Origin of the sequence: Phytoamicus setariae, assembly GCF_016722925.1 — a bacterium.
GTDB classification, from domain to species: Bacteria; Pseudomonadota; Alphaproteobacteria; order Rhizobiales; family Rhizobiaceae; genus Rhizobium_E; species Rhizobium_E setariae.
This window is the reverse complement of record NZ_JAEQNC010000001.1, coordinates 498,464-511,892: the sequence shown is the minus strand read 5'-3', so window position 1 is coordinate 511,892 and position 13,429 is coordinate 498,464. Positions and strand designations below refer to the sequence as shown.

The window sequence follows — 13,429 nt, the reverse complement described above, 5'->3', positions numbered from 1 at the left end:
TTCTTCGAACGGGCGGTGGCTTCGTGCTGCCGCCTGTTTTCGTTTGCCCCCAGAGGCACGCTGCATGAAATTCACCAAGCTCCGCGTCACCGGCTTCAAGTCTTTTGTGGAACCGTCCGAGTTCCTGATCGAGCCGGGCCTGACCGGCGTGGTCGGCCCGAATGGCTGCGGCAAATCCAATCTGGTGGAATCGCTACGCTGGGTGATGGGCGAGAACTCCTACAAGAACATGCGTGCCTCCGGCATGGACGACGTGATCTTTTCCGGGTCCGGCCAGCGACCGGCACGCAACACCGCTGAAGTCGGCTTGTTCATCGACAACTCAGACCGCACAGCCCCCGCCGCCTTCAACGATGCCGACGAATTGCAGGTGACGCGGCGCATCGAGCGCGAACAGGGATCGGTCTATCGGATCAATGGCAAGGAAGCCCGCGCTCGCGATGTGCAGTTGCTGTTTGCCGACGCCTCCACCGGCGCGCGCTCGCCGGCGATGGTCGGACAAGGCCGTATCGGCGAGCTGATCCAGGCAAAGCCGCAAGCCCGCCGACAGTTGCTTGAAGAAGCAGCCGGCATTTCCGGCCTGCATTCACGGCGGCATGATGCCGAACTCAGACTGCGCGCGGCCGAGACCAATCTCGAGCGGCTGGAAGACGTAACCACGACGCTCTCCACCCAGATCGAGAGTCTGAAACGCCAGTCGCGGCAGGCCAACCGCTTCAAGCAACTCTCTGCCTCCATCCGGGCCGAGGAAGCCAAGCTCCTGCATATCCGCTGGGCGGAAGCCAAGACTGCGGAAGCAGATGCCGACAGCGCACTCAACCAGGCGACAATGGTGGTCGCCGAACGCGCCCAGGCACAGATGGAAGCCGCCAAGAACCAGGCGATCCAGGGCCTCAAGCTACCGGAACTGCGCGATCAGGAAGCGCACGCCGCCGCAACGTTGCAGCGGCTGACGATCGCCCGCACGCAGCTTGAAGACGACGCCAAGCGACTCGAAGCCCGGCGTCAGGAGTTGGAGCGGCGCATCAACCAACTCGTCGCGGACATCGAGCGCGAACGCCAGATGATCGCCGGAAACACCGAAATCCTTGCCCGGCTCGAAGAAGAAGAACTCGACCTGCGGGAAACGCTGGAAAGCTCCGTCGAACGGACGGCCGAACTTGCGGAGGCGCTTCGCGCTGCCACCGAGAGTGTCTCGGAGGCCGAGACACGCATGCAGGCGCTGACCGCCGAACGGGCCGAAGCAGCCGCGGGTCGCCAGCAGACAGAGCGTTTCCTCGCAGACCTCGCCCAGCGCCGCATGCGGCTCGACAGCCAGATCGCCAACCAGAAACGCGAACTCGAGGGAATAGAAGCCCGGCTGTCGGCCCTGCCCGATCCCGAAGTCAGGCGCGAAGAACTTGAAGGCGCCGAGATTGCCCATGAAGACGGTGAGGCAGCGCTTGCCTCCGCCGAAATCGCGCTGGCGCATGCCCGAACCGCAGAGACAGACGCCCGCAAGCCGCTGGACGAAGCGCGCGCAAGGCTTCAGATGCTGGATACGGAAGCCCGCACGATCCAGAAAATGCTGGCCGCGGGCGGCAACGCCGAGCATACACCGGTTTCGGAACTGATATCGACCGATGAGGGACTGGAGACAGCGCTGGGCGCTGTGCTGGGTGACGATCTCGATTCGTCGCTAGATGCCGAAGCGGCCTCGCATTGGTCGATGTCTGGCGATGGGGCTGATGACCCCGCTCTACCGGGCGGCGCGCGGCCGTTGATCGGCTTCGTGCGGGCGCCGGAAGAGCTTTCGCGACGTCTCAGGCAGATCGGTCTTGTCGAAGCCGCCGATGGCGCAGCGCTGAGCAAGCAGCTCAAGCCGGGGCAGCGGCTCGTGTCGCGGCAGGGACACATCTGGCGCTGGGACGGGCATGTTACAGACGCTGGCGCGCCGAGCGCGGCTGCCCTTCGCCTGCAGCAGAAGAACCGGTTGGCAGTGCTGGAGGCTGAGAAGGACGAAGCTTCCATCCTCGTCGAGGATTGCGAACTCCGCCATCAGGACGCCGTCGAAACCGTTCGCCGGGACGAAGCGAAACTGGCCAGCAACCGCGACATGGTGCGGCTCTTGGCCCGCAAGCTGACCGAGGCGCGCGACGCCCTGCAGCAGGCCGAGCGCGCCAGCGCCGAACTTGTTCGCCAGAAGGATACGGTCGCTCAGCAGGTGTCCGGCCTGGAAAGCCAGATCGAGGAACTGGCGGTTGCCGAGGAAGATGCCCGGGTCGCACTGGCCGATGCGCCGGACCTCTCCCATCTCGACCAAGCGCTCAGCCAGCATGGGCTCGTTGTCGCTCAATGCCGGGCTGGCCTTGCCGAAGCACGTGCCAACCATGACTCCGAGGCCCGCGAAAACGATGCTCGGCGGCGGCGGCTCACCGCGATTGCCACCGAGCGGCATGTTTGGAAGGAGCGCGAGGCAAGCGCCGGCCGCCAGATCGAAACGCTCGAAACGCGCGAGGAGGAAGCCCGCATCGAGCTGGAGGATCTTCTGGCAGCCCCCGAAGAGTTCGACGACAGGCGCCGCAGCCTGCTCAGCGAGATCGGCAAGGCGGAGATCGCCCGCAAGGAAGCCGCCGACCGGCTGGCGGCCCAGGAAAATCTTGAACGCGAAGCCGACCGGGGCGCCTCGCAGGCGCTTTCCGCGCTTGCCGAGGCCCGCGAAAAACGCGGCCGCTCTGAGGAGCGGCTGCTGTCGGCGCGTGACTGGCGGGTCGCAGCCGAGGCCCGTATCCGCGAAACGCTGGATTGCGAGCCGTACGAGGTTCTCCGGCTCACCGGCCTCGCACATGACGAGCCCCTGCCCGAGATCCGCGCCATCGAAATCGAACTCGAGCGGCTGAAGATGGAGCGCGAGCGGCTGGGAGCCGTCAACCTGCGGGCGGAAGAGGAACAGACCGAGCTTACCGGAAAGCTCGACACGCTGGTCACCGAGCGCGACGACATAATCGAGGCGATCCGTAAACTACGGTCAGCGATCCAGAATTTGAACCGCGAAGGCCGCGAGCGGCTCACCGCCGCCTTCGATGCCGTCAACATGCAGTTCAAGCGGTTGTTTACCCACCTCTTCAATGGCGGCGAGGCCGAGCTTCAACTGATCGAGAGCGACGACCCGCTGGAAGCCGGTCTCGAAATCCTCGCGCGCCCGCCGGGCAAGAAACCGCAGACGATGACGCTGCTATCGGGCGGCGAACAGGCGCTGACCGCCATGGCGCTGATTTTCGCGGTCTTTCTCACCAACCCGGCGCCGATCTGCGTGCTCGACGAAGTGGATGCGCCGCTCGACGACCACAATGTCGAGCGCTATTGCAACCTGATGGACGAGATGGCCGCAACGACGGCCACCCGCTTCCTGATCATCACCCACAATCCCATCACCATGGCCCGCATGGACCGCCTCTACGGCGTCACCATGGCCGAACTCGGCGTCAGCCAGTTGGTGAGCGTCGACCTGCAGACAGCTGAGCGTCTGGTCGAGGTGGCGTGAGTTGACAACGCATTGTTGCAAAAACTATAACAATAGAATGTTTTTCAATGCTTTCCTTGGTGTATAATGGGCATACTTGCGTCGGACGAATTTGTTTCGGCCCCTAAATTGATCTCTGATATACTGGAAAATGGCCATACTTTCGAAATCGGCTACGATCAAAGCGGAAGTAAGATTGTCGGAAGGGAACTCGATGCGTCTGGTGCCAAGGTCGGCGAAGACATCGTTTTCCTGAGATTCGTCGGGCAAACATATCACAGCTATACTGCGTCAAAAGGCCCCGGCGGCAACTACGTCATTTGCGATATCGCGCCAGCCTCGGACACCAGCAGCGACGAGACGATAAAAACCTATTATGAGTTCACTCCATCAGGAACTCTGCTGCAGACCCAGGTGGTGGACTTCGATGCAGATTGGGGTTCTTCGCAGACACTCGGTTTTGCCGGCGACGTTTATGTGGAGTTGAATCGCTACAATTTCGACTCCCGTGTTCAAATCTCCTTCCTTTCTGCTGGAGGCACAATCGTCGATGCCCTGCGCACTTTCGAGCTGACATACAGCCGCGGTCAGACAATCACAGCACTTGATGAACACAGATTTGTCCTGGCATGGCAGCAGGAGTATGACGCCCGAGACGGATCCTCTCCCAGCGGCGCCTATTTCCAGATCTACAACAGTGATGGCACTACGGCGTCGGACGTTGTCAGCCTCCATCCCGGCGTATCCACCTATGCCCCGATTGCAGACGTGATTGTTCTCGCAAACGGGAGCTTTGTTGTCACTACTCTCGAAGAGCGCGAAGTTTCCAATTTTTTATATGATTCCAGCGGAACGCTCTTGGGAGTCACCTCGCCTGCAAACGTGGATCCGGAGACCTACAAACTGGTCGCCGAGACGTTGCCCCTGGCGGATGGAGGATGGATTACCGTCTGGGGAGAAGACGAGGGATACAGCAATGTCACGGAACTCAATTTCCAGCGCTTCGACAGCGATGGCAACCCAATCGGGCAAATCACCAATATCAGCGAATTCGACCCTGTCGGATCATGGTCCTTGGGACTTACCGCGACCCTGCTGGCCGGTGGCGAGTTGGTCGTTACATGGAGCGAAGGACGGCGTTTTCAACAGATATTCAGTGCCGATGGTACGGCTTTGGGGACGGCTGCTCGCGTTTGGGAAAATGAAACGTGGCTCGGGACAGCCAATATAGTCGCGCTGGACGACGGGGGCTGGATGGTCTCCTCCGGCTCAAAGACGAAGACATTTCACCTGACGGACACACACACGCCTCCAAAGGCGGTGGACAGCGGTAGCTGGTGCTACGAGGACGGGTATGTCAGCCGCTTCGATGAAATATTCCAATACAACAGCAGCGCGGGCTATTACGACAGCGAGGGCGACAAACTTCAAAGCATCACCATTACAGACTTGCTCGATCACGGCAAATTGACGCTTGCAGGGATTGAGGTGAAGGAAGGAGACGAGATCTCCTGGTCCGATACCGACAAGCTGGTCTGGACTCCCGATGCCAATTTCCACGGAACCAACGTGGCATTCAAATTCAAGGTGAAAGTCGACAACGGTGACGTCAGCCAGAACGAAGCCGCCTTTACGATTCAGGTTTTTTCGGTGTCGGACGCTCCCGTTGGTGCAGACCGGCGTGTTTCGATCGATGAAGACAGCGCCTACCGCTTTTCGAAGTCAGATTTCAGCTTTACCGACATCGAAGGCGACCAACTGGCCCTTGTTGCCCTGTCCAGCATATCGAAGAATGGCACACTTTGGCTCGGCGACAGGATTTACACCGCAGACGAACCTATCGACGCAGGTGAGATCAAGAACCTTGTCTGGAAGCCAAAGCATGACTTTCACGGCGATGGCGAGGTCATCTTCAAATTCAAGGTCGTGGATACGGGCGAATCCGATCGGGGTGAGTATGTCGATGCCGTCTGGCGAACATTCACGATAGACGTTGCATCCATTGCCGATGCGCCATCCGGAAACAACCGGACTGTTACGCTTGCCGAGGACACGTCATATCGCTTCACGCCAAGCGACTTTCCTCTTCACGACATAGATGGCGATCGTCTGCGGTCGATCATCGTCGACACGCTTCCCGGTGACGGTAAGCTAGTTCTTGACGGCGAGAGGGTGCACGCAGGCGATGAAATCAGGCGCGGAGAGATCGGCAAGCTGTTGTTTGTACCCGATCGAAACGCAATCGGGAATGATGCCGGACTTTTCACATTCCGCGTCAGGGACAATAGCGGCTCAAGCAGCGCCGACACGTCGATCACATCGCACACTTTCAGCTTCAGCATCGCCGATACACCGGACACCTTCATCGGTACCGCATCCGCGAACCGGCTGCTTGGTACCGATGGCAAAGACGAAATCAAGGCGCTGGGCGGCAACGACGCCATCGACGCCGGCATGGGCAACGACCGCCTTTGGGGCGGATCCGGCCGAGATCGGTTCGTCTTCAGGGATGGCAGCGATGTCGATATCATCAAGGATTTCACCGCCAAAGGAAAAGCGCATGACGTCATCGATTTCAGTGGATCGACCGAGTTTCTCAGCTTCGCCGATCTCAATCGCAACCACATGTACCAGTACGGCGATAACGTGATCATCCAGAACTTCCGCGCAAAGCCGAACCTTGACGCGATCGTGCTGCTGGACACCGACTTGGACAGCCTGACCGCCGGCCATTTCATTTTCTGACCAGATGCTTTGTATCTGAACGCACGCCGTTCCGCGCTAGCATGCAAATCGGTGGCCCAACAAATAGTCGCGCCCGCTGTTCGTCAGGATCGATCAACCGCTCGGCCGACCTGCGGGCGGCCGAGCGGTTGATCGAGGTGGCGTAAGCCGCCGCCTCACTCCTCGCGCGGCAGCACCGTCAGCACCCGTTTGATGAACTGGTGGTACTCAGCCATGTAGTTGCGGAGGAACTCGGCGGTGGAATCCACCGTTACCTCGCCGGCATCTGTGATCAACCCGAGCGAGAAGGTGATATAGGCCTCGGGCGAGTTCATTTGCGGCGCGTTGCAGAAGCTGAGAACGCTTCTCAGGCTTTGCTGGGCAACGGCGGTGCCAATTGCACCCGGCGACGTGCCGATCACAGCCGAAGGCTTGCGGGCAAATGCATTGGTGCCGTAAGGCCGGCTCGCCCAGTCGATGGCGTTCTTCAGCGCGCCCGGAATGGAGCGGTTATATTCCGGTGTCACGAACAGGATCGCATCGGAGCTGGTAATGGCTTTCTTGAAGTCGCGCGCGACTTGCGGATAGTCGCCATCGTAATCCGGGCTGTAGAGCGGCAGGTTGCGGAAGGAGATCTCGGTCATCTCCAGTTCGTGCGGGGCAAGGCGAACCAGCGCCTGGGAAAGCTTGCGATTGATCGAGGTGCTGGAAAGGCTGCCGATGAGATAGCCAACTTTGTAGGTCGTCATGATCTATCCTCAGAGTTGCGTCGGGCCGATCTGGCCGATGGCCGGACAGGGCTGGCATGTTCGCACCGGGAGGGCGTAGCAGGCTGACGAACTCAAGCATCCCTCAAAGAGGCTGCACGGCTTCGCCAAAACGTGTGATCGCCGCCCACCATTGGGTTCGAGCTCGAATGAACACGCAGGACCAAGAGGTATTCTTGCGACGTCGGATGCCGCTTGGTCTATATCAAAGACCACGGAAACCGCCCGCTCGCAAATCAAATCTTGCGGAGACCGATCGATGATATCGGGCTCTAAACGATGAGGAAATCGCCGCTGCGTAGATTGAGGTCAGCATCGAGCCTGGCAAACAGCACCGCCGCGCCCCCCTGGCTGCCGTCCTCATCATAAAACAACCTGCCGGTGTCGGGCTCGTAGATGATCCGGTCGTCTCGGTCCTGCGCTAGGCCGCTGGCACCGATGTGAAATGTGCGCGCAGCTACTTGGCCGGTTCCGGTTCCACCCAGCCCCGAATAGACGTCCGTGGAAAGCACGATGACGTCGGTGCCGGCTTCAAAATCCCGTATGCGGTCGAAATTCTTCACCGCATCCGGGGTGGTATCAAAGACAAAGGAATCGGCGCCACCGGCCCCCCTGAGAATGTCCTTTCCCAAGCCGCCATGGATGACGTTGTCCGCCGCATTGCCGATGATCGTATCAACGCCGCGCCCGCCTCTCGCTTCTTCGATCACAGTTCCGCACGAGATGCCGAGGTTGCCGATGTAGCCGTTTATGTCCGAGTATGATTCCGCGCGCATGTCGATCCGCTGCGGGCGTCCATTCCATGAAAAATCCAGCGTGTCATGGCCGTCGGTATCGACAATCGTCCGCGCGACCATGAAATCGAAGTTGTGACGGAAGGAATAGGTGTCGTCGCCGGGACGGATTTCCATGGCTCCGTACAGATTCCTTATCGCCACGATATCGGCCATCATCGGCGTCACAGCATAGGCGAGATCAGCGCGCACATCGGTATTGTCCAGCTGGCTGAAGTAGGACATCACTGTGGCCTGCCAGGAGTCGTTGATGAAGAGATTGTCAACACCGTATTGGGCGGAGCCATTGTAGTTACCCGCATGGCCGAGACCGATCGCATGGCCGATCTCGTGAATGTAAGTCTGCATCGAATAGGTATGGATGCCTGCTCCATAGTCCGCCAGCCATTGACGGGAGATGTTGATCTGCGAAGACGTTATGATGCCGCCGCTGATCGAGGACGAAGCGTAGGCGCCCACATCCTCGTCGTCGAAGGTGATGTTGGCAGATCCGCCGGTAACCTGCAGGAACTGCAAACCACTCGCGGCTGTCCAGGCATCAAGTGCCCAAAGAGCCAATTGCTGGCCTTTCGCGGTCAGGCTGGAGATATCGACGGTAATTTCGCCGCCCGCAGAGATGTCGAATTTGCGTGGGCCCGTCCCTTCGAAAGTCCAGTAGCCATCAGTCAGCTGGAAGGCGAGTTGATCCAGTGGCTTGGAAACGCCCAGAGTGGCGCCGGCGCTCCGCGATGTCACAATCGCTGGAAGCAAGCTTGTATTCAGGTTGGCAACTTCAGAAATACGAGAATGCCTGACAAAGGCATGGTTCTGGGACGTAGAGTTTCCAACAAGCATAACTCAGACCCCCAGTCGCTGGCGATACGCCAACGAAAATACGGACAAGAGCTACAGCGATTCCTTGCTGGACTAACTTTATACTATTTTAAAATCGAAATACATTTTCCATGGATACCAATATAGGCTAGTAACTACGTTGATCTACATCTTTTCTAATACTTTTGAGGTAGCTGGCCACATCGCAAAACAAACAGCCCGGGAAACGCTTACGCTTCCCGGGCTGGTTTTCCTCTTCCGGGACTGAAGGACCTAAACCGGAAGAAGTGATGAAGAAGGGTGGAGGAAGAGGCCGGAGGTCAGCCGCCCGCTCCCTCCATCCCCTTGCGGATGATTGCTCGGAGATCGTCGATGGGGCGCAGGGAAGAGCCCTCCTCGAAATGCCAGAACGTCCATCCGTTGCATGCATCCAGACCCTGCACCTTGGCGCCGAGCCGATGAATGGAACCTGCTTCTCCGCCCGAAGCCAGAGTGCCGTCAGCGCGCACGATCGCCGCATAGCGGCGGCGCGCATCGGTCAGCACCGTGCCGGGCTTGATCATGCCGCTCTCGACCAGTGTGTTGAACGCCACGCGTGGCTCGGCCTTCTTGCCGGTCATGACCGTGAGTTCGGCGGAAGACAGTGGCTCGACGGCAGCGATACGGGCGGAGGCCGCATCGATGTAATCCTGCTCCCGCTCGATGCCGACGAAATTGCGACCCAGCCGCTTGGCGACCGCACCGGTTGTGCCGGAGCCGAAGAACGGGTCGAGCACGATGTCACCGGGCTTCGACGACGCCATGAGGATGCGAGCCAGCAGCGCTTCCGGCTTCTGGGTCGGGTGCACCTTCTTGCCGTCCTCGCCCTTCAGGCGTTCGCCGCCGGAGCAGATCGGAAACAGCCAGTCCGAGCGCATCTGCACGTCGTCATTGGCCGCCTTCATGGCATCGTAATTGAAGGTATAGCTTTTGGCGCTCGGGTCGCGGCTCGCCCAGATCATTGTCTCGTGGGCGTTCTGGAACCTGCGGCCCTTGAAATTCGGCATCGGGTTGGTCTTGCGCCAGATGACGTCATTGAGGATCCAGAAATTGAGATCCTGCAGCGTCGTGCCGACACGGAAAATGTTGTGGTAGGAGCCGATGACCCAGATCGAGCCGGTCGGCTTCAGCACGCGGCGGCAGGCCAGCAGCCAGGCGCGGGTGAAGGCATCGTAGGCCTCGAAGGAAGCAAACTGGTCCCACTCGTCGTCGCAAGCATCGACGAGGCTCTGGTCCGGGCGATGCAATGCGCCCCCGAGCTGGAGATTGTACGGCGGGTCGGCGAAGATGACATCGACCGATTTGTCGGGAAGTGCTTCAAGGGCTGCAACGCAATCGCCCTTGATAATGGAATTGAGCCAGGAATTGCCGTGAAGGCCAGTCGTGGCTTCTCTCAGGGATAGTACAGCCGCCATGTGAAAATCACCAATACGCTTACTCGTTTACTGGCTGTTATGGTTACCGATCTTGGTTACCAAAGACTGAAGGCGGGCGTCATTTGGGCGCTTTTTTATTGCAGGGTCGATGAGACCGAAGTTCAGGTGCGTGGCTTGCACCTCTGAAAGCGCCCTTGCCGGGCACAAGAGTCGCCTTCAAATCCTTTACCGATACCGGCTATCATATCGGCCAGTTCAGCATATATTTCATTGTTGCAATTTTAGCGGGAGGAAAAGACATGTGCCTTGAATGCGTGGCAACAGGTATCAACAGACGCAGCCTTCTTCTGTCACTTGCCGGCGCCGGCTTCGCGGCGGCGACACTTTCCCGCGGCGCTTTCGCAGCAACGCCGGCGGAAGGCGCGCTGTCGCCGGATGAAGCGCTGGCGAAGCTCAAGGCAGGCAACGAAAAATTTGTGGCCGACGCCAATGCCTGCGCGGCGCATCTCGCCGACCAGCGAAAGCAAGCCGCCAAGGGACAGGCGCCCTGGGCGACGATCCTTTCCTGCTCGGACAGCCGCGTGCCGCCCGAACTGGTGTTCGGCGGCGTCAACCTCGGCGAATTGTTCGTCATCCGCAATGCCGGCAATGTGCTTGAGACAAATGGCCTGGGCACGATCGAGTATGGCGCAGAACACCTGCTTGCGCCTCTGGTCGTGGTCATGGGACACAAGAACTGCGGCGCCGTCGTGGCCGCTTGCGAGGTCGCCAAAAACGGCACGGCCTTTGGCGGCTCGATCGACCGGATGATCGAACCGATCGTGCCCGTCGCACTTGCCAACGTCCGCGAGGCTGGCGATTTCGTCGACAACACCGTGCGCGCCAATGCCATACGCGGTGCGGCGCGGATTGTTGCTGAAAGCGCAATCATCGCCGCTATGGTGAAAAGGGGAACGGTCAAGGTCGTGCCTGCCTATTACGACCTGGACAGCGGCCGCGTCGATTTTCTTGCGTAATCTGGCTTTGCGTAGTTGGGCGAATCCCCCTCCGTCGCCATCCCTCGGTCGGCTGCGAAAGTGAGCCTTTCGCAGCCGACAGAAAAGCACATGAATGGCGAACGCGCCCATATCCCCACATGATGCGACTGCGATAACCTCTATATTTCAATTAGATAAAATGATGCATCCGTATTCCCGACGGTTTTTGGGTTGACGAACAGGGCTCGAAACACGATCCTGCACCGCAACATAGGGAGACACGACATGCTGAAAATCTATGGCGTTTACCGATCACGGGCGTCCCGAACCTACTGGATGGCGCTCGAGCTTGGCATCGAGTTCGAGAGCGTACCGGTTGTGCAGGGCTACGCGCTCGATGATCCGCTGGCCCCCGGCGCTCGGCTCAACACTCGCTCTCCCGAATTTCTGAAACTCAACCCAAATGGCCATATCCCGACGATCGACGATGACGGATTGGTGCTGGGCGAATCCATCGCCATCAACCTCTATCTCGCCAGCAAGCACCGCGGGCCCCTCGCGGCCGGCAGCTTGCAGGAAGAGGGCATGATCACGATGTGGTCGTTCTGGGCCGTCAACGAGATCGAGCAGCATTCGATCAAAATCGTCCAGACCTACGACAATGCGCTCGACGCAACGCCCGGCGGCAAGGAAACCATCGCGGTCGCGTCGCGGCTGCTCAAAAAACCGCTTGGCGTGCTCAACGATCACCTTGCCGAACACCAGTATCTGGTCGGCGAACGCTTCACGGTCGCCGATCTCAATCTGGTGGAGATCATCCGCTATGCGCTTTCGGAGAAGGAATTGTTCAAGGCCTTCCCGCATGTCTTGAAATGGGTGGAACGCTGCCATGACCGCGACGCGTTCCGGGAGATGATGGCCGGCCGCGCGGCGGAAGGCTGATCAATCATGCTTGTGGCACAGTCGCTGCGCCACAAGCTTTGTCACTTTGGCATCGACACCCCAGCGAGGAGCAACACCTGACAGCCTCGTTGCCCGCAAGCAAGCATTGAGGCAATACGCCTCAAGCTCAGACCGCCACGCCCGGCACGTCCTTCAGATCGTACCAGACCGGAATGCCGCGTTCTGTAGCGATCTTCACGTCGTTGTCAGCACCCTTGGATGCCCCCGGCAGGCGCAGCACGCCCTCGCACATGGCCAGCAGCCGATGGGCGACCGGATGGAAGATCTCCTCATAGAGTTCATCGCCCACCTCGCTGCCACCAGCCGCGTTCCACACCGGCAACGCCACCCATTCGCCGATCATCGGCACATGGCCGGCCCTGAACAGCGCATGCGACGGCGCCTCCAGCACTCTGAGATTTGCCGCCATCTTCGCCGGATCGTCACCGGTTCCCGAGCGGTAGGGGCCTGCAATCAAAATCAACATCTTTCATGTTCCTTCGTCAGAAAATCAACGACATACCAGCACGAAAAATCCGTATTTCACTTGATCCCGGGTAATTTCGTCGATACATATGTAAATATTCGCGCAACTTCGTGCAATGTCAAGATCGGAATCTGAGAATGCTGACGACCGAACGCAAAGCCCTGATCATGGATCGCATCCGCCGGGACGGGCGACTGGTGGCCAAAGCCTTTGCCGAGGAACTATCGCTCTCGGAAGACACGGTGCGCCGCGACCTCCGGGAGATGGCGAGCGAGGGGCTGCTGAGCCGCGTTCACGGCGGCGCACTGCCCATCCAGCCCGACTTGCCCGATTTTACCGCGCGTCGCGCCGTCGCCTCGGACGAGAAGCGGCGACTGGGGGCAAAGGCAGCCTCGATGATCCAGCCGGGACAGATCGTCTTTCTCGATGGCGGCACCACCAATGCCGAGATTGCCCGCGCGCTGCCAAAGACAATTGCCTTCACCATCGTCACCCACAGCCCGACCATCGCAACTGAGCTGGAACATCATCCGACGGCCGAGGTGGTGCTGATCGGCGGCCGTCTCTACAAGCATTCGATGGTGGCGGTGGGCGCCGTCGCGGCAGCAGCCATTTCCGCAATCCGCCCGGACATTTTCTTTCTCGGTGCGACCGCGATTCATCCGCGCCACGGCTTTTCCACCGGTGACTTCGAGGAAGCAGCGATCAAGCGCCAGATTGCGGCTCAATCGTCCGCGACCTGGGTTCTGGCGACCAAAGAGAAACTCGATGCCGCCTCGCCGGTGACGATCATGCCACTGGAAGCAGCAACCGGGGTTATAGCCTCTACGCAAGTTGAGGCGGAACAGCGTCAAATGTTGGAAAGCGCAGGGCTGGAACAGCTCTTGGTCTAGACCCTGGCCGCTACCTTCCAACTGGAGATTTACGCTTGCCAGCCAATGGCTTGCGATGCAAATGTCGAATAAGATGATCCTGCTGCGCGTTACACAGAAGCACATGCCTCACGGG

9 protein-coding genes are annotated in these 13,429 nt (G+C 59.5%); 5 read left to right on the top strand and 4 right to left on the bottom strand.

The genetic code is table 11. The annotated features are described in order from the left end of the window. Positions 1 to 64 precede the first annotated feature (64 nt). A complete protein-coding gene (locus tag JJB09_RS02400; protein WP_201652480.1) occupies positions 65 to 3,523 on the top strand; it encodes a chromosome segregation SMC family protein in 3,459 nt (1,152 codons plus the stop codon). Between the two features lie 108 nt (positions 3,524 to 3,631). Further along, positions 3,632 to 6,247, top strand: coding sequence for an Ig-like domain-containing protein (locus JJB09_RS02395; protein WP_201652477.1), 2,616 nt, complete (start codon positions 3,632 to 3,634; stop codon positions 6,245 to 6,247). A 155-nt stretch (positions 6,248 to 6,402) separates the two neighbouring features. Here JJB09_RS02395 and JJB09_RS02390 read toward each other — a convergent pair whose 3' ends face one another. The 3 genes from JJB09_RS02390 to JJB09_RS02380 form a co-directional block, all read right to left on the bottom strand. After that, on the bottom strand, positions 6,403 to 6,975 hold the full coding sequence (locus tag JJB09_RS02390) for an NADPH-dependent FMN reductase (RefSeq protein ID WP_201652474.1): 573 nt from the start codon (positions 6,973 to 6,975) through the stop codon (positions 6,403 to 6,405). A gap of 290 nt (positions 6,976 to 7,265) precedes the next feature. Next, a complete protein-coding gene (locus tag JJB09_RS02385) occupies positions 7,266 to 8,537 on the bottom strand; it encodes a M10 family metallopeptidase (RefSeq protein ID WP_201652471.1) in 1,272 nt (423 codons plus the stop codon). A 383-nt stretch (positions 8,538 to 8,920) separates the two neighbouring features. Continuing rightward, a complete protein-coding gene (locus tag JJB09_RS02380) occupies positions 8,921 to 10,054 on the bottom strand; it encodes a site-specific DNA-methyltransferase (protein ID WP_246748533.1) in 1,134 nt (377 codons plus the stop codon). A gap of 260 nt (positions 10,055 to 10,314) precedes the next feature. On the opposite strand from JJB09_RS02380, the gene JJB09_RS02375 reads away from it, so the two are divergent. Then, on the top strand, positions 10,315 to 11,031 hold the full coding sequence (locus tag JJB09_RS02375) for a carbonic anhydrase (protein ID WP_201652468.1): 717 nt from the start codon (positions 10,315 to 10,317) through the stop codon (positions 11,029 to 11,031). Positions 11,032 to 11,277: 246 nt separating this feature from the next. Further along, positions 11,278 to 11,934 carry a glutathione S-transferase family protein gene (locus tag JJB09_RS02370; protein WP_201652465.1) on the top strand — a complete coding sequence of 219 codons (657 nt, stop codon included), beginning with the start codon at positions 11,278 to 11,280 and terminating at the stop codon, positions 11,932 to 11,934. A 127-nt stretch (positions 11,935 to 12,061) separates the two neighbouring features. Here JJB09_RS02370 and JJB09_RS02365 read toward each other — a convergent pair whose 3' ends face one another. Continuing rightward, entirely contained in the window at positions 12,062 to 12,421 is a 360-nt protein-coding gene (locus JJB09_RS02365) for a DUF4406 domain-containing protein (RefSeq protein WP_201652462.1), read from the bottom strand. A gap of 137 nt (positions 12,422 to 12,558) precedes the next feature. On the opposite strand from JJB09_RS02365, the gene JJB09_RS02360 reads away from it, so the two are divergent. Continuing rightward, positions 12,559 to 13,314, top strand: a complete 756-nt coding sequence (locus tag JJB09_RS02360; RefSeq protein ID WP_201652460.1) for a DeoR/GlpR family DNA-binding transcription regulator — start codon at positions 12,559 to 12,561, stop codon at positions 13,312 to 13,314. The last annotated feature ends 115 nt before the right edge of the window (positions 13,315 to 13,429 follow it).